Genomic DNA, 16,581 nt, shown 5'->3' on the forward strand with positions numbered 1-16,581 from the left:
ACCGTATTCTTTCAGGCAGATCAGGCCGCTTCCGCGTCTGGTCGGCTGAAGTTGACTTCGCGCACAACCTGCCAGCGGCCGTCTTCAAAAATGAAATCGATGCTCAGTTCGATATGCATTTTCGGGCCACCCACGGGAATTTTCCGGGAGATAAGGACGTGGCCGCGATCACCATCAACCGTCAGACTGTGAATTCTGGACCACATGTGCTCGTCCGGAATCTTGTCCTTGAAAGCCTCCTTCAACATGGCCATGAACCCCTGCTTTTCCAGGGTGACAAGACGGCCGTCGATGTTCAGGTCCATCACCACGATATTGTCATGATAGATCCTGTCCAACTCTTCCATGTTCGCGCTGGTGCCGTATCTCATCAGGTCCAGTACCTTGGCGCGGAGTGCGTCTTCGGTCTTTTCAGTCATCGTTTCTCTCCTTTGCTTTGAGGTCAAACATACGTGCCGTTGGTCGGAGCGTCCTTCATCGGTCCGCGACGAAAACCGATACCCTTGGCGATCCAGTTGAGGTCGGGGCGGGCAAACGGAACGTTCGAAATATCGACGATTTGAACGGAGCCCGTTTCGTCCAGAACAAACAGGCCCGGCTCTGCAAACGGGGCCTCAGCATCCAGACCATTGCGCGGACCGGAAATGTACAATCCCAGCGCTTGCATCTGTGCGATTGTCAGGCCGTAGGCAACGTCGAACGCCGGCGAGACTTCGGCCATCTGCTCCGTCGCTCTGGCCTCGCTGTCGGCGGAAACGGCGATGACATCCACACCGAGCGCATTGAGGTCAGGCAGAATGGCATTCAACTCCAGCAAGTACTTTGTGCACAGCGGACAGTGTTTGCCGCGATAGACGATGACGAGCATCCAGTCGAACCCGTTCTTCGGAGAAGACAGGAGACGTTCGCCACCACCGAGCAAAGGGAGGGTGATCGCCGGAAGCGGGCTTCCGGCTGCAAGATTTTCTCTGGTCAACTGAGGTGAACTCCCTTATATATCAAACGATACATAAATCACCTCACCAAAGGCCGTCAAGGATTCTATATTGAGTGATACAAAAAAATTGGGGCGCCCGCGAAATTTCGACTATGACACCGCTTTGCTGAGCGCCATGAAAGTGTTCTGGGAGAAAGGCTACGATGGCGCATCACTGCGCGACCTGACGTCGGCGATGGGCATCACCGGGCCAAGTCTCTACGCTGCGTTCGGCGACAAATCGGAGCTCTACCTCAAGACGATTGACCACTACGCCTCGGCCGATGCGTGCACGCCACTCGTTGCGCTGGAACGCGAAGAGGACATTGCGGAGGCCCTTCACGCTTTCCTGTCGGAGGTCATCCGGTCCGCCACAGATCACGCTAGCGGGGCGAAGGGCTGCTACATCGCTTCCAGCGTCGTCGCCGTCGCCGGTCAGGTGCAAGGCGTATCAGAACGGGTGCAAGCCGTTATCACGGAAGCGGAGAACCGGTTGACGGCACGTTTTCAAAAGGAAGTCGACAAGGGCACATTACCGCCGGGCTTTCCGGCGCGTGCGCGGGCCGCGATGCTCTTCGATCTCAGACAGGGTTACATGTTCAGGGGTCGGGCGGGATGGTCGAACGAGCAGATGATGAAAGATGTTCCTGACCGGGTTCGCATGTTGCTTGCCGAATAGCGCGGCTCGCGACGCCTACCCAAGTCAATTGCGCCCTCAGAGAATTCTGTGAGGGCGCAATTCTTTTACCGATGAAACCGGAGTCAGCCGAGTGCCTCGTCGCACCGCTGACAAACACCGGCATGTGCGTGACTGCCCACGTCCGGCAGGATTTTCCAGCAGCGCTGGCACTTCTCGCCGTCGGCCTTGGCGAAAACCACCCCGATGGCTGGATCGTCGAGACGGAAAGCATCTGCCTGCGGCTCGCCCTCGACAACCGAGAGACCGGACGTGATGCACACGTCGTCCATATCGACACTGCGAACCACCGCCGCCAGCGACGGATCGGCAAGCTGCACCACCGGTGCCGCCTCCAACGAAGAGCCGATGACCTTGTCTCGCCGCTGAACCTCCAACGCTGCCGTGACCACCCGCCGCACGGATCGCACCGCCGCCCATTTCTCCGCCAGTGCGTCGTCGCGCCAGTCCGCCGGAGTGACAGGAAAGTCGACAAGATGGACGGAGCTTTCGTCGCCCGGGAACCGCTCCAGCCAGACTTCTTCCATTGTGAACACCAGCACCGGTGCCAGCCAGGTCACCAGCCGGTGGAACAGGATGTCCAGCACCGTCCGCGCCGCGCGCCGCCGCAGGCTGTCGGCTGCGTCACAATAGAGCACGTCCTTGCGGATATCGAAATACACGGACGAAAGCTCGACCGTGCAGAACTGGAACAGGCTCTGAAACACGCTCTGGAAGGCATAGCGCCCGTAACCGTCCCGCACCTCGGCATCCAGCACCGCCAGCCGATGCAGCACCCAGCGCTCCAGTTCCGGCATCTCCGACGGAGCGACTTTCTCTTCCTCGGAAAATCCGTTGAGATTGCCAAGCAGGAAGCGCAGCGTATTTCGCAGGCGGCGATAGCTGTCCGCAGTGCCTTTCAGGATCTCCGGACCGATTCGCTGGTCGGCTGTATAGTCTGTCTGCGCCACCCACAACCGCAGGATATCGGCGCCGTACTGGTCCACGACCTTCTGCGGCACAATGGTATTGCCGAGGGACTTGGACATCTTCATGCCCTTCTCGTCCAGCGTGAACCCGTGCGTCAGCACACCCTTGTAGGGCGCGCGGCCCTTGGTGCCGCAGGCCTGCAGCATCGAGGAGTGGAACCAGCCACGATGTTGGTCCGTGCCCTCAAGATAAAGGTCGGCGATTCCGTCCGGCGCGCCATCTGCGCGATCACGCAGCACGAAGGCGTGGGTCGAGCCGCTGTCGAACCAGACGTCGAGTACATCGAACACCTGTTCCCACTCGTCAGCCTTGTAGTCATTGCCGAGGAAACGCTCCTTTGCGCCGTCAGCGTACCACGCATCCGCACCCTCTTCGGCGAACGCCGCCCGGATCCGGGCATTGACAGCTTCGTCTCGCAGCAGGAAGTCACCATCCGTCGGCAGCGCGCCCTTGCGCACGAAACAAGTCAGCGGCACACCCCAGGCCCGCTGGCGTGACAGCACCCAGTCGGGGCGCGATTCGATCATGGAGTAGATCCGGTTGCGTCCGGTCCTCGGCGTCCATGTCACCAACTCGTCGATGGAGCGCAGCGCCCGTTCACGGATACTCTTGCCATAGGTATCCTGCCCGTCATTGATCTCCCGATCGACGGATGCGAACCACTGCGGCGTGTTGCGATAGATCACCGGTGCCTTGGATCGCCACGAATGCGGATAGCTGTGCTTGATTTTACCACGTGCCAGCAGTTTGCCTGCTGCTACAAGTGCGTCAATCACCGCCTTGTTGGCATCGCCTTCCTTGCCATTGGCCTTCAGGATCGCCTTGCCGCCGAACAGCGGCAGATCGGTGCGGAAGCTGCCATCGTCCATGACGTTGTAGGTCAACACCTCTTCCAACATCCCGGCATCGCGGTAGAGTTCGAACTCCTCCATCCCGTGGCTCGGTGCGCAATGCACGAAGCCGGTGCCCTCGTCATCGGTCACGAACGGCGCGTGGCGGAAATCGCGAGGCATATCCCATTCGCCGCTGCCGCCATCGACACCGGCCAGCGGATGCGCCAGCTTCAGCCCGGTCAGCTCCGTGGCCGAAACGCTGCGCAGACGGCGGTACATATCCGGCTCCAGCCGCGCAGACTTCATCACCGCGTCCGCCTGCCGGTCCGCCAGCACGAATTTCTCGCCAACATCGGCCCAGCACTCCTCCGGCCGCGCGGTAACCTCGTACAGGCCGTAGTCGATGTCTTCCCGGAAGACGACGCCCTTGTTGGACGGGATCGTCCACGGTGTCGTCGTCCAGATCACAACCGATGCATGGTGCAGGTCCTCCGCAAGGATCGCCTGGTTGGCACCATCGAAATCGCCGCCTTCCTCATCCAGCGGCATTTCGGCGTTGCCACCACGCAAGACCGGGAATTTGACCCAGATGGTGAAGCTTTCCTTGTCCTTGTACTCTACCTCCGCCTCGGCCAGCGCCGTCTTCTCCACCGGCGACCACATTACCGGCTTGGAGCCCTGATAGAGCGTGCCATTCATCAGGAACTTCATGAATTCATCGGCAATCGTAGCCTCGGCCTCGAAGGCCATGGTCAGGTATGGATCGTCCCAGTTGCCGGTCACGCCCAGCCGCTTGAATTCCTCGCGCTGGATGTCGACCCATCCTTCGGCAAACTTGCGACACTCCTGACGCAACTCGACAACCGGAACATCGTCCTTGTCGCGGCCCTTGGCACGGTACTGCTCCTCGATCTTCCACTCGATCGGCAGGCCGTGGCAATCCCAGCCCGGCACGTAGCGGCTGTCGCGGCCCATCATCTGCTGGCTGCGGACAACCATGTCCTTCAGCACCTTGTTCAGCGCGTGGCCGATATGCAGGTTGCCATTGGCATAGGGCGGACCATCATGCAGCACGAAGGGCTCCCGCCCCTCCTGCGCCCGCAGGCGATGATAGATGTCCAGTTTCTTCCAGCGCTCCAGCCATTCGGGCTCACGCTTTGGCAGGCCCGCCCGCATCGGAAATTCGGTCTGGGGCAGGGAAAGGGTGTCTTTATAGTCGGGTGTATCGGCGCACATGGGTGCTCTCCGCTTCGGTCAGGTGAGAAAAGGGTGCAAGGGCGGCGCGAAGGGTCATACGCCTGTCGTCCCGGTCGCTCAGGCAGCGAGCGCCGGGCCAGTAATTCGACGGATGATGCGAACATGGCCAAACATGCCGCGCTTATAGGCTCCGGTAGGGGCAACGTCCAGCCCGAGTTGCGGCACCGCCCGCTCCATGCCACTGCGTTTACCCGCGTACAGAATCGAATGTCCGCGACAAGCCGGGCATGGCGGCATTGCCGAGGCCGGCCCGCAGGGTCGGACGAGGCCCCGTAAGATGTGCCGCGCTATCCCTTGCCAAACAATCCGGTCAGCGCCCGTTTCACCAGCCCCGTCACCCGCGGTCGCGGCACCGCGCCAAAGGGCAACGGCCGGCAGACCTCCATTGTCGCAACGCCGACCCGCGCCGTCAGCGCGCCGTTGACGACCCCTTCGCCGAAGCGGCGCGATACCTTGGAAAGAACACCGCCACCGGCCACCGAACTGATCATGTCGTCGCCCACGGCTACGGCGCCTGTCGCCACAAGATGAGCCGCCACTGCGCGGAGCAATCGCAGCGAGCCCAGCGTACCTGCCCGGCCGCCATAGATCTCGGCCACCCGTCGCACCATCCGGATATTCGCAACCAGGGCCACAGCCACATCGGCCAGCGCCAGAGGGACAAGCGCCGTCGCTGCCGCAACGCTGCGGCTTGCCGCTTCGATCTCGCGCACTGCCGCCGCGTCGAGCGGTCCGCAGATCTCCCGCTCCGCCAGATGCACCAGCGCATCCGCATCCATCACCTGGTCGCGGTGTGAGACCATCCGTTCCACGCCCAATCGCAACCGTTCCCGGCTCCGGTAAAGCGCTGCCAGTGCATCGACCAGATCCAGCGCCTTCGGCCGATCCCCGGCCAGAGCCTCCCGCGCCAGTGCCTGCAATCGGTCTACACGGCGCAGCCGCGCCAGGCCCGCCAGTTCCCGCAGCAATGCCAGCACGACCACCAGTGCCACCGCCGCCACCAGAACCAATGCAAGCCGCCCCAACCAGATGTTGCGCTGCATCAGGCCGAGCACAAAATCGTAGGCAGCCGTCGAAACCCATAGGGTCACCAACCCGGTGAGCGCCCAAAGCGCAAAGCGCGTAAGGAAACTGCGCTTGCGCGCTGCACCGCCAACGACAGTCACCATCGCGCCCTGCGGTAGGGCATCATCCGGCACAGGTGGAACCTCGGCCGGGCTGGGCGCGTCCGGCTCCAGTGACTCGGTCTCGAAAATCATCGGCCGTTTACTCACGCCCAACCCTCCCGCCGCCAGACATACTCCACGTCCGGCAGGCATTCCGCGTTATCGCCCTGCGTCCGCCGCGCCATCCGAAAACCCTCCCGCTCATAGAATGCCCGCGCCCGCCGGTTGGCGGCGAAGGTCCAGAGGCGCAGGCTCGCCTCCGCTGCCTTGGCCTCATTCAGCAAGGCCCGGCCGACACCGGCGCCCCGTGCGCCGCAGCGAACATAAAGGCTGGTGATGTAATCCGCCTCCCGCGCCATGAAACCCTGCGCGGGCGCGCCCGATACCCGCACCTGACCGGCGCCGATCATGCCCGTCAGGAAAACATGATCTTCCTCGCGGGAGTACAGGCGCGGAAACCACGGTGTTTCTTCGATCCATTCCCGCAGGATCGCGGCGCATTCGCCGATGTCGGCGGCATCGGCTTGCCGCAACCCGCTCATGCCAGCCTGTCCCCGATCAGAAACTCAGTCGCCCTGTCCAGACGAATGTGCGGAGGTCCCTCGTCCGGGGCCAGGGCTACACGCGGCGGCGCGAATTTCATGATGCCGTATTCCGCATCCAGCCATTTTGCCGCCCCCTGTCGCGCCGGTACCAGCAAGGCACCTGGATCTTTCGGTAGATCGCCCGCGTACATCGCCACTTCGCGGCCGCCATCCAGCAGCCGTCCGCGCACACAATCCAGCGCTGCGCCATCGTGGCGAACCGTCTCTTCTATCGTCGCCCGCAGGGCAGCGATGCTCATCGCTTCGGTTTTCGCACCCCGGAAGTCGGCGCGCCGCCGGGCATCGTCCAGCAGTTCCTCGGTGATCGCCGCCAGCGCGGCGTGCTGGCTGTGGTGCAGGTGGTCCGCCTTGGTCGCAGCGAACAGAATCTTCTCCACCCGCCTGCCCAGAACCGACGAAAGCCAGCTGTTCCGACCGGGCCGGAAACTCATCAGGATCGCGGCCATCGCCTGCCGCAGGTCTTCCACTGCCTGCGGTCCGGCGTTGATCGCCCCCAGGGCGTCAACCAGCACGATCTGGCGGTCGATCTTCGCGAAATGATCGCGGTAGAACGGCTTGACTACGATCCGCTTGTAGGCATCGAACCGCCGCGCGAACGTGGCGTGCAGGGAATTGCCCCGGCTCTTCACCGGCTCCGGCAACGGCGCGAAGGTCAGCGCCGGCGAACCTTCAAGATCACCCGGCATCAGGAACCGCCCCGGTGCCACTGCCGACAGGCCTGCCTCCCGGGCCGTACGCAGGTAGCCACGAAATGCCTCCGCCTGCCGCTGCGCCTCGCGCTCGTCCAGCACCGCCGCTCCATCCGCGGTGTCCAGCACGTCCAGCCACGGCCTTGCGTGTTCGATGCGCGAGTCCGTCCGTGCAAGGGCAATCGTCTCCGCCGCCCAGTTGCCGTAGGATTGCTCCAGCAACGGCAGGTCCAGCAGCCATTCCCCTGGATAATCGACAATATCGAGATGGATCGTCCGCGGCCCCCGAAGCCCGCTCAACATGCCAGAGGGCCGTACCCGCAGCGACAGTCGCAACTGGCTGATGCTGCGCGTGCCTTCCGGCCAGTACGGCTCCGGCCCCGTCAACGCTGCCAGATGGTCTTCAAAGGCAAAGCGAGCCACCGCATCATTGGGTTGCGGCTGCAGGAATGCCGTCAGGATCCGGCCTTCGGCCGCAGCCCTGAGTTGCGGCATCCGCCCCCGATCCAGCAGGTTGGCGACCAGGCTGGTGATGAACACCGTCTTGCCCGCCCGCGACAGCCCGGTGACGCCAAGGCGGATCACCGGCTCGAACAACATCTCCTCGACGCCCGACTGCGCATCCTCCAGCGTCCGGCTGACGGCATTCGTGATATCCCAGAACCCGGCCATGTTCCTCCCGCACTGTCCGTTCCATATAACAACGCTGGCACGGAAGAACAGGGCCACATCCGCTTCACCTCCCTCCGGCTTTCGGCTATCCCACCCGGCATGCAGACCTACGCTCTCAGGATCGAGTACGACGGCACCCCGTTCCACGGCTGGCAACGGCAGGAGTCGCACGTCTCGGTGCAGGGTGCGATCGAAGCCGCGCTGGCAAAACTGGGAGAACCGGATGCCACTGTTCAAGGCGCGGGACGGACAGATGCCGGTGTCCACGCCACCGGGCAGGTCGCCCATGTGGCATTGCAAAAACCGTGGTCACCGTTCCGCCTGTCCGAGGCGCTGAATTACCACCTCCGGCCGGCCCCTGTCGCCATTCTCGCGGCCGTCGAAGTGGGCGAAGAATTTCATGCCCGCTTCGACGCGGTAGAACGGCGCTACCTCTATCGCATTCTTTCCCGCCGCGCCCCGCTTGCGCTGGAGCGTCAACGACTCTGGCGGATGAACTATCGTCTGGATACGAAGGCAATGCGCGCGGCCGCCGCCCATCTCGTCGGCAAACACGATTTCACCACTTTCCGCTCCTCCATCTGTCAGGCCAAGAGTCCGGTAAAGACACTGGACGAGGTTTCGGTCACCGAACTGGAAACGGAATACGGCTGGGAAACGCAGTTGCGTTTCCGCGCACGCAGTTTCCTGCACAACCAGGTCCGCAGCCTCACCGGCACTCTGGAGCGTGTGGGCGCCGGCGCGTGGCCACCTGATCAGGTGGCGTCGGCGCTTGCCGCCAAGGATCGGGCCGCGTGTGGCCCCGTATGCCCGCCGGACGGTCTCTACCTGACAGACGTGCTTTATCCATCCAATCCCTTCGCCCCGGCATCCGCACATTGATCGACGAACACCAGCGCAGAATCCTTCAGCGGCTGCGGCCCACCCGCCCTGGCCTGGCGCGCTTGGGCACCGTCCGGGTATCGGGCCTGTCATCCTCCTCATTGCGGACGTTCTGAACAAATTCGGCCAGCATCAACCGAAGGTCTTCCTGTATCTCCAGCACAGCGGCCGCGAATATTTCGCGGTCCCTCCGGTCAGTCTTCGCCGGGCTGTCTTCGGCTTCCGCTTCATCCAGACCATCTGCATCAAGGCGACGGAGTATCTCGGTAACGCCAGAAACCAGCGCCGCTTGATCACGCGCATCGCGCACTTCGGCCCGGCTGATTAAGCCCAGAGTCTTTTCCAGCCGCTCCAGTCGCACCTCGAGCGCATGTGGTTGCTGCGCCAGCGCCGCAATCTGCGTCTGCATTCCGGATATGACCTCCAGCACATTCGCCTGCCGTGCCTCTGTGGCCTCCAACTCGCCCTGCATACGGTCGTCCAGCCTGTTGACCGCCTTCACCATCGGCTCCGCCAGTTTGTCGATCCGGTCCTCGAGCTTTTGCAGCAGGTCTGGTCCGACGACTTTGTTCTCGAGAGCACTCAGCCGCTCGCCCACCCCGACGAGGTGCATTTCCACGCCCTGCCACTTGCCGACCGCCATATCTTCCCGCTCGCCGAGAGCACGTGTCAGTTCGTCCAGCCGCGCCGACATTCCCTCCATCCGCCCATCCGATGCCTGTACCAGCTCGGCCACCTTCGCCTGCAGAGGCTCAAGAGCCATTCCGGCAGCATGTGTGGCGGAGAGGACTTCCGCCATTTGCGTTTGCAAGCCGACCCAGTTCTTCTCGGCCCTGACCTCCACGTCCGCCAGCAACTCTTCAACGTTTGCCCGCACAGCAGCACCATTTTGCTCCGGCAAATCGTTCAGCAACGCGCGCGCGCCATCAACCGACGTTGCAATTGCGGTAACGCGCTCTCCAATCTCGTTCAGGATGCCGGACGAGAGCAGCTTTTCGAACTGCTTCGGCAATCCGCCCAAACGTTTGCCGAGCTTCTCCACGTCTGCGGCAACCCCGCCCTCCTGACTCATCAGTGTCTGAAACCGCAGGTCCAGCCCGGCCCTCAATTCTTCCATTTCGCCCGGGAACTGTTCCGTCAGCACTGCGAGCCGCTCCGCAACTGTCTTGAGTGCGGTTTCCGCATCTTCAGGCACCCCTTGCCGCAGATCGTCGAGCGCGGTCCGGATATCTTCGATGTCTTTTGATGGAATCTGGGTCGCTGCATCGATGCGCGCGCCCAACTCTGCCAGTGCCCCGGCTATTCGGGCGTGAAACAACTCCCCCTCATCCACACCCGCTGATGCGACTCTCAGTTCGGTGACAAGGCGTTCCACAGCCAGAATGTCCTCGACGACTGGACCGTTGTCGCCACCATTCGGCGTCGTGTAAGCCTCCGGCTCACACCCCGGCTGGAAAGGGCCGAACACCTCGGTCGACTGCTCCAGCGCCGCACGCAGACGTGGCAGTAGGTTCAGCAGTGCCTCCTGGGCATCGCGCGCACCTTCCCCCGGATCTGCGTAAGCGCTGTCCAGATGCGCCAGCAGATGGTCAGCGCTGGACTGCAACCGTTCAAGGCGCTGGCGCAGCAACGCATATATTTTTTCCTCGGAGACACCGGGCCGGGCCGCGATGACACTCTCCACGGTGCGGGCAATTGCCTCCACATCCTCCTTTTCGGCGAGAGCCAGACCGTTCAGGCGGCCAAATGTCTCCTCGGCGCTGTTGGCAAGATCGACCAGCCACTTTTCCTTCAGGCTCGCCGGCAGCGTTCCCCCTGCGCCCTCCAGCAAGCTCCGCAATGCTTTGATCTCGGCTGCCAGTCCCTCGCCGTCGTCACCGGACAGCCGGAGGGTCGCCGCCGCGCGGCGCGCGGTTCGCACCGCGATTGCCGCATTGACCGGTTCAGGCAAGCCGTTCGCGGTGTGAGTCTCCCCGGCCGCTTCACCCAGTGACCGCAGCACTTGCAGTGCAGCCTCATTCATGTCGCCGCCATCAGCAGCCTCACCAAGAGCCTGCAAGGTTCCCACGGCCTCCGCCAACGCCTCCGTCAGGTCGTCGATACGGGAGTTGGGCAACCGAAACGCGTAGCGGCCATGGCGCAGCCTGAACACGGGTCCGTCCGCAATGCTCGCCAACACCCCCAGCAGCCCCTGCTCCCCCGCCTCGACATCCAGTTCCACACTCAGCAGGTGATCGACCAGTCCCGCCTGCCGCAAGGCGCAGAGGTCAGTGTCGACCGCACCGTCGACATCGGCAGAATCGTCCGTCATTGCAACTCCCGGTTTGAAGGAAACGGTTAACCACGTTCCCGATCCAGTAAGGGCCCAGATTCTTTCAAAAGCCTTAAGCCTGGCGCCGCAGCTTTACTGGATCACGGGTCAGATGGCTTGCCTCTCCGGAGCTTCGGCCGGCGGCAGCACCGGTGCAAAGCTCAGGGGCGGCAACGGCCCCCGAAGTGTCAACCTCGCGCCAGTTCCTGACAGGTGAACACCTGCTGCTTCCGCCTCGACGCAGGCGATCAGCCCATCCAGATCTGCCATCGCCACCATTAGTGCAAGCTCGGCCCCGGCACGGCCCGCGCGCCGTTGCCTATCGGCGACAGGCATTGTGCCTCTACGCGCTCGGACAGGTTTCTTCCCAACCGATCCAGTTCGGCAAGCGCGCGCTGTTGCAGCGCCCTGATCTCTCTCAGGTGGTGGGCACGCTGCTGCAAGCAACGGATACCGGACCATTCGGGGGCGTGGACTTATGTCGGCGAATTACACGATAGCGTCATCACGATCTCGCATCGATCCCGCAGCGCGATCTGTGCTTGCCCGAGTTGCTGAAAATGCCGGGCTGTCTGCAACCGAAGCTCGGCAACCGTACCTACGGTCGGCGAGGCAGGCATAAAACCGGGTACTTCCTCCATCAGGCGCAGCAAGTCTTCCTCAACCTCGGGGGCTTCGAGCTTTGCGAGCACCAGCAAGAACTCCCCGGCTTCTGCAATCTCATGATCCCCCCAAGCCTCGAACGTCATGGCAACCGGTCCGTTCGGGGCAAAACCCATCAGGCGGAACAACGGCTCCCCGCCTCTATCGCACCCGTCATTCCTCATTCGTCACGGATTTTGTCTGCAGGCCGGCCGGGTGACCAAAGGCATATGGTGGCCATGGGCCCGTTATCTCCACGACGCAGTCCAGCCCCTCAAGATGCAGCGCATAGGACTTCACAAGCTCCGTCAGCCGGCGCAACATCCGACGGCTGACCAGCAGTTCGGCCTCCAGCATCAGGTCCGGCCGTGCTGGCCGCAAAGGTCCCTCGATTACTTCTCGCGCAAGGGGGGCGACGGCACCGATCAGGGACTGCAGCATTGTCGACTTCGCCACTTCACGCAGCTTTCGGGCAGTGCGCAGACGCGCCGTCTCTGCCTCACCGCCGGCATGTTCCCGCTGTTCGGGTGCGCGGACCGATCCGGTCTTGCTCCGCACCACGATATGTATTTCCGTGCAGCCATCGACCCGCCGAAGCAGCGCCCGGTAACGCCCGGCGTTCTGGGCCAGAAGGTCTGTAAGGCCGGCGCAACTCCCGACGATGCACCCATAGTAAAATGGCAAAACCCCTCCGGCGGCAGAATAACCGTTCAGCAGTGTCGAATGCCGCAGCGCTGCCTCCGCTTCCTGTCGTTGCCAGGTTCGATTGTCGTCTAGGCGTCGCGGCTCCGTTTCGGGTGGGAAACGCACCGCTTCCGGGGTGTGCATTCGGCTGACGCTTGCCAGCAGCACCAGATCTCCCCGACAGACCCGCCGATGCACCGGCACACCGACAGGCTGGTCCAGCGAGCGCCAGACGATGCCATGCACGACCCACGCGGGATTCCGCATCATGAGGCCACCCGGGCGAGATCAGGGCATTCGGCCACCTCGACTGCCCCGCTGGCCACCCCCGCCGCAACGTTATGTTGGCCACGCTGGATCGTGAGTTGTGGAATATCCCAAGGGTCGGCGTCGATCCCTTCCCGAGCCAACAGATCCCTCGCCTGGGAGATTCCGGCCAGCATGCCCGCCGCGCGCTCTCTCTCGCCAAGCAAATCCGCAAGATCCGCCCGACCGTGCATTGCCCGTGTCAGTCTGGTCTGCGCCTCCAGCGCCATAAGAACCTCCGAAGGCGAAGATGTGGCAGGGATGTCGAGCAGAATTTCAGCCTTGGTAATCCCGCGCCGCGAAGGCATCTGCAAACCGGCGGCGCGGAACTCCGTGGTAGGAAACGGTCCCTTCAAGGCCAAATCCGCGCCCAACCGATGGGCCGCCGCAAATCGGTCGAGGCAGGATTGCAGTGCCGGCACCGCAGTCTTGTCGGCCAGCATCATCAGCGACTTTCCTTCGCCTCCGTCCTGAAAGCGATGCTCGTGGACGACTGGCGCCACATGTTGAACCAGAGAGACGGCCGTGGGGTTTTCGAAGTTGGACAGAGAAACGGAATACTGCCCAACGGTAGCGAGATCCGACAGCAGCCGACGCAATTGCGGAGCATTGCCCGCCAGCAACAGCCGTGCCGCACTGCGTGACAGGGTTGCACCGGTCCGCGCCGGCAACAGCGGTCCGATCTTGGCGAGACACTCCAGCGTCGCCGTTCTCTCGGCGCGGTGGTCTTCCCGTTCCCCCCGGATACCGGATTGAAGGCTTCGCCACTGCGTGTCGAGCGCTCTTTCCTCGTGGCCCGGCTCCAGTATCGCCGCCAGTCCGCGCCAACCGACGATTTGCGGCCGTTGCCCGCGCCAGTATTTCCGCGCCCACGGTTCGTCAAGCGATGCGAGGGCCTGTTCACTCTGCATGATCGCCAGGAGAGCCGTGCGGGAAACGATCATGCCATCACCATCCTGTTCTGTTTTTCCCAAATCCGGGGCCTTCAAAATCTGCCGCGCCTCACCGGCACCTGATCAACGGCAGCGGGGCGGCTCCGGCGCCGTCACACCGGTCTAGTTCGCCAGCGTTAGCAAATTGTGAAGCTCGCCGACGAGCGAAGCCGTCTCGAGGTAAGGAGCCACTATTAACCGTTAAGTAACTGAGTTCCTGTTTGTTTGACGCGTTATCAAACGGGCGGGATTGCATGAGCTTGATGGAGATCATCCTGGTCGGCGGGCTTTCACTCACCGGTGGCGTCCTCGGCTATCTGGCGTGGTGGCTTACCACCCTGAAGTCCCGACGAAAGGCACGCGCATCGACGGTGGTGGAAGAGGATAAAATCGCCCGGAAGCCAACGATGGAGGATATCGGAACCGTTTCCGGGGTAATGGACGAAATTCCCGCCCGCCCGGACCTCGCCCTTCCCCCGGAACTGGACGACAGCATCGTCTCCGGTGAAGTCGGGTCGGTTACGGAACCGGAGATGGTAGCGGATGACCTGGTCACCGAACCGGATGAAATGCCGATCGTTGTGTCTGACTCCGTGGCGGAGGAGTTTGAAGGCACAGACGCCGCTCCCCGGGACGAAATGCCATCCTTGGAATCGCGGCTGGACAACATCGAAGCCACGCTCCGCCATCTGGCCGATGCGCAAGCGACACTGCTCGAACACCTGCCGGCAGGCGAGGAACAGGCGAAGCCGGAAAGCGTGTTACCAGACAGTTTCCAGTCGCGGTTCGACGCTTTGGAAAACCGGCTTTCAGAAATGGCCGACACCTTTGCCACACAAGCCGGTGATTCGACGGGCGAAGAGACTCTTGGCGCAATCCTCGCTGCGGTCGCGGCGCTGCCGGAGCAATTCAATGCGCCCGTAGAACAGAAGATTCTGCCCAATTTCGCCCTTCTGTCGCAGGAACTTGCTCGCGTTGCCGCCCGCATGCAGCCCAACCCGGAAATCTCGGATCGCCTGCAGGAAATCGCGGCAACCCTTAGAGATGTCGATGCACGGCTGACTTTCCCGGCCAGCGCGACCGATGCCAAAGCAGATGACCTTGCTACTGACACGCTTCCGGATACCAATGTTTCGGAAGAGCAGAGCGTATATTTACAGGAGGAGGCAGATGGGACCCGCGTGGAACCGGACGGATCAGAGGTCGCCGACGAAGTGAGCTTCGCAATAGTGGGCGCAGCGGCACCCCCTATGGATGACGGCATGGACGGCAGTGTCAGTGAGGCCGACCCGGCGGCAGCAGACACGTTGCCGATGACGACTCAAGACGCTTCCGTTTCGCAGACTGTTTCGGCGGCATCCAATGATCACGGTGATACCTGCGAGGACGGGGCATCATCAGCAACGCCACATGCTCAGGAACAGAACACGGATCCGGAACAGGATATCTCGCAGGGCGTACCAGCGGAAAGCGGGTCGCCTGCAGCGCCGAAGGAAAGCGACGTGCCGCGCAAGACCGGCATCGCCTATGTCTCGGCGCCTTGATCCAGTTACTCCGGCATCTGGCAGACTGAAAACGACATCCGACACGGCCCCACTTTCCTGTTCATCTGCCGGAAATAGCGGCTTTCAGTGTGCCCTTCAGGTTTGCCGCACCTTACGCAAATGGCACGCTTATACTGCGGCCCCTCATACTAGAGGTTTTGGGGTTGTTTTTGATTGATGTTTACTGAGGTTGTGTTGGCGGCGCGGGGAGGCGGTGCGGGTGGAGGCAAGTGTTTGGGGTGTTGGACAAACAAAAACCCCCGCGCGCATTTCTGCGGGCGGGGGTTTTTGTTGGATTGTTCACGGAGCATCTGCAGCTTTTACAGGTTTGGCGGTGACCTACTCTCCCACGTCTTGAGACGCAGTACCATCGGCGCGATGGCGCTTAACGGCCGAGTTCGGGATGGGATCGGGTGTTTCGCTCATGCTATGACCACCAAACCGGTAAAAGCTGCATCCCCGGAGAGGCATTGGGCCGTTCCGGGGTACACGAGACTGTCTGTTTCGCCGTTCGTGTCGGCGTTCCAAGATTTTCTGAACGGTGTCTTTTGACTTCGGATCCTGAAGCGTATCGTATCGCTACTGGATCGGTATCAAGCCTATCGGGCAATTAGTACTGGTCAACTGAACGCATTGCTGCGCTTACATCTCCAGCCTATCGACGTGGTGGTCTACCACGGCCCTCAGGGAGACCTGGTTTTGAGGGGGGCTTCCCGCTTAGATGCTTTCAGCGGTTATCCTGTCCGCACATAGCTACCCAGCACTGCCGTTGGCACGACAACTGGTCCACCAGTGGTGCGTTCACCCCGGTCCTCTCGTACTAGGGGCAACTCCTCTCAAGTCTCCTACACCCACGGCAGATAGGGACCGAACTGTCTCACGACGTTCTAAACCCAGCTCACGTACCTCTTTAAACGGCGAACAGCCGTACCCTTGGGACCTGCTCCAGCCCCAGGATGAGATGAGCCGACATCGAGGTGCCAAACACTGCCGTCGATATGGACTCTTGGGCAGTATCAGCCTGTTATCCCCGGCGTACCTTTTATCCGTTGAGCGATGGCCCTTCCACTCGGGACCACCGGATCACTATGGCCGACTTTCGTCTCTGCTCGACTTGTCAGTCTCGCAGTCAGGCGGGCTTATGCCATTGCACTCGACGGTTGATTTCCGACCAACCTGAGCCCACCATCGCGCGCCTCCGTTACTCTTTAGGAGGCGACCGCCCCAGTCAAACTACCCGCCACAGAGGGTCCCGGAACCGGATAACGGTCCGCGGTTAGACATCAACGACGCGAAGGGTGGTATCTCAAGGATGGCTCCACGGAAACTGGCGTTCCCGCTTCAAAGCCTACCACCTATCCTGCACATCGAGAGGCTAATGCCAGTCTGAAGCTGTAGTAAAGGTGCACGGGGTCT

At 62.1% G+C, this 16,581-nt stretch carries 14 protein-coding genes and 2 rRNA genes (1 of these 16 only partly in view); 3 read left to right on the forward strand and 13 right to left on the reverse strand.

Annotated elements, in window-relative coordinates:
- Positions 1-20: 20 nt before the first annotated feature.
- Positions 21-419, reverse strand: coding sequence for a nuclear transport factor 2 family protein (locus tag GO499_RS13330; RefSeq protein WP_161862641.1), 399 nt, complete (start codon positions 417-419; stop codon positions 21-23).
- Between the two features lie 23 nt (positions 420-442).
- Positions 443-976 (reverse strand): peroxiredoxin-like family protein, encoded by a 534-nt coding sequence (locus tag GO499_RS13335; RefSeq protein ID WP_161862642.1) that lies wholly within the window; start codon positions 974-976, stop codon positions 443-445.
- A gap of 70 nt (positions 977-1,046) precedes the next feature.
- Here GO499_RS13335 and GO499_RS13340 point away from each other — a divergent pair, with 70 nt between their 5' ends.
- Entirely contained in the window at positions 1,047-1,655 is a 609-nt protein-coding gene (locus tag GO499_RS13340; RefSeq protein ID WP_161862643.1) for a TetR/AcrR family transcriptional regulator, read from the forward strand.
- 83 nt (positions 1,656-1,738) lie between these two features.
- Here the strand turns inward: GO499_RS13340 and ileS are convergent, their stop codons facing one another.
- From ileS to GO499_RS13360, 4 genes are all read right to left on the reverse strand, one after another.
- On the reverse strand, positions 1,739-4,711 hold the full coding sequence (gene ileS, locus GO499_RS13345; RefSeq protein ID WP_161862644.1) for an isoleucine--tRNA ligase: 2,973 nt from the start codon (positions 4,709-4,711) through the stop codon (positions 1,739-1,741).
- Between the two features lie 308 nt (positions 4,712-5,019).
- Entirely contained in the window at positions 5,020-6,006 is a 987-nt protein-coding gene (locus tag GO499_RS13350; protein ID WP_161862645.1) for a YcjF family protein, read from the reverse strand.
- Positions 6,003-6,440, reverse strand: a complete 438-nt coding sequence (locus GO499_RS13355) for a GNAT family N-acetyltransferase (RefSeq protein WP_161862646.1) — start codon at positions 6,438-6,440, stop codon at positions 6,003-6,005. The genes GO499_RS13350 and GO499_RS13355 overlap by 4 nt, the downstream gene beginning before the upstream one ends.
- Complete coding sequence (locus GO499_RS13360; protein WP_284154740.1) at positions 6,437-7,864, reverse strand: YcjX family GTP-binding protein; 1,428 nt, start codon at positions 7,862-7,864, stop codon at positions 6,437-6,439. Before GO499_RS13360 ends, GO499_RS13355 begins: the two co-directional genes overlap by 4 nt.
- 99 nt (positions 7,865-7,963) lie before the next feature.
- Between GO499_RS13360 and truA the strand changes: the two genes are divergently transcribed.
- Positions 7,964-8,746 (forward strand): tRNA pseudouridine(38-40) synthase TruA, encoded by a 783-nt coding sequence (gene truA / locus GO499_RS13365; RefSeq protein WP_161862647.1) that lies wholly within the window; start codon positions 7,964-7,966, stop codon positions 8,744-8,746.
- Positions 8,747-8,771: 25 nt separating this feature from the next.
- On the opposite strand, the gene GO499_RS13370 is transcribed toward truA, so the two are convergent.
- From GO499_RS13370 to GO499_RS13390, 5 genes are all read right to left on the reverse strand, one after another.
- The gene (locus tag GO499_RS13370) at positions 8,772-11,057 is read right to left on the reverse strand and encodes a hypothetical protein (RefSeq protein WP_161862648.1); all 2,286 of its coding nucleotides are present in this window, start codon (positions 11,055-11,057) and stop codon (positions 8,772-8,774) included.
- Between the two features lie 108 nt (positions 11,058-11,165).
- Complete coding sequence (locus tag GO499_RS13375; RefSeq protein WP_161862649.1) at positions 11,166-11,393, reverse strand: hypothetical protein; 228 nt, start codon at positions 11,391-11,393, stop codon at positions 11,166-11,168.
- A gap of 140 nt (positions 11,394-11,533) precedes the next feature.
- Complete coding sequence (locus GO499_RS13380; RefSeq protein ID WP_161862650.1) at positions 11,534-11,848, reverse strand: hypothetical protein; 315 nt, start codon at positions 11,846-11,848, stop codon at positions 11,534-11,536.
- A gap of 25 nt (positions 11,849-11,873) precedes the next feature.
- On the reverse strand, positions 11,874-12,653 hold the full coding sequence (locus GO499_RS13385; protein ID WP_161862651.1) for a GvpL/GvpF family gas vesicle protein: 780 nt from the start codon (positions 12,651-12,653) through the stop codon (positions 11,874-11,876).
- Positions 12,650-13,633, reverse strand: a complete 984-nt coding sequence (locus GO499_RS13390; protein ID WP_161862652.1) for a hypothetical protein — start codon at positions 13,631-13,633, stop codon at positions 12,650-12,652. Before GO499_RS13390 ends, GO499_RS13385 begins: the two co-directional genes overlap by 4 nt.
- 242 nt (positions 13,634-13,875) lie before the next feature.
- Here GO499_RS13390 and GO499_RS13395 point away from each other — a divergent pair, with 242 nt between their 5' ends.
- A complete protein-coding gene (locus GO499_RS13395) occupies positions 13,876-15,165 on the forward strand; it encodes a hypothetical protein (RefSeq protein ID WP_161862653.1) in 1,290 nt (429 codons plus the stop codon).
- A gap of 326 nt (positions 15,166-15,491) precedes the next feature.
- Here the strand turns inward: GO499_RS13395 and rrf are convergent.
- Positions 15,492-15,606: ribosomal RNA gene (gene rrf / locus GO499_RS13400) — 5S ribosomal RNA — on the reverse strand.
- A gap of 148 nt (positions 15,607-15,754) precedes the next feature.
- Positions 15,755-16,581: ribosomal RNA gene (locus GO499_RS13405) — 23S ribosomal RNA — on the reverse strand; it runs 2,009 nt beyond the window's last position.

The sequence above is a fragment of the Algicella marina genome (genome assembly GCF_009931615.1).
Lineage (GTDB): Bacteria > Pseudomonadota > Alphaproteobacteria > Rhodobacterales > Rhodobacteraceae > Algicella > Algicella marina.

What these genes read in the sequence shown, in the direction of transcription:
- GO499_RS13330 (WP_161862641.1), bottom strand. Translation starts at nt 419, where the DNA reads ATGACTGAAAAGACCGAAGACGCACTCCGCGCCAAGGTACTGGACCTG.
- ileS (WP_161862644.1), bottom strand. Translation starts at nt 4,711, where the DNA reads ATGTGCGCCGATACACCCGACTATAAAGACACCCTTTCCCTGCCCCAG.
- GO499_RS13355 (WP_161862646.1), bottom strand. Translation starts at nt 6,440, where the DNA reads ATGAGCGGGTTGCGGCAAGCCGATGCCGCCGACATCGGCGAATGCGCC.
- GO499_RS13360 (WP_284154740.1), bottom strand. Translation starts at nt 7,864, where the DNA reads ATGGCCGGGTTCTGGGATATCACGAATGCCGTCAGCCGGACGCTGGAG.
- truA (WP_161862647.1), top strand. Translation starts at nt 7,964, where the DNA reads ATGCAGACCTACGCTCTCAGGATCGAGTACGACGGCACCCCGTTCCAC.
- GO499_RS13370 (WP_161862648.1), bottom strand. Translation starts at nt 11,057, where the DNA reads ATGACGGACGATTCTGCCGATGTCGACGGTGCGGTCGACACTGACCTC.
- GO499_RS13375 (WP_161862649.1), bottom strand. Translation starts at nt 11,393, where the DNA reads ATGCCTGTCGCCGATAGGCAACGGCGCGCGGGCCGTGCCGGGGCCGAG.
- GO499_RS13385 (WP_161862651.1), bottom strand. Translation starts at nt 12,653, where the DNA reads ATGATGCGGAATCCCGCGTGGGTCGTGCATGGCATCGTCTGGCGCTCG.
- GO499_RS13390 (WP_161862652.1), bottom strand. Translation starts at nt 13,633, where the DNA reads ATGATCGTTTCCCGCACGGCTCTCCTGGCGATCATGCAGAGTGAACAG.
- GO499_RS13395 (WP_161862653.1), top strand. Translation starts at nt 13,876, where the DNA reads ATGAGCTTGATGGAGATCATCCTGGTCGGCGGGCTTTCACTCACCGGT.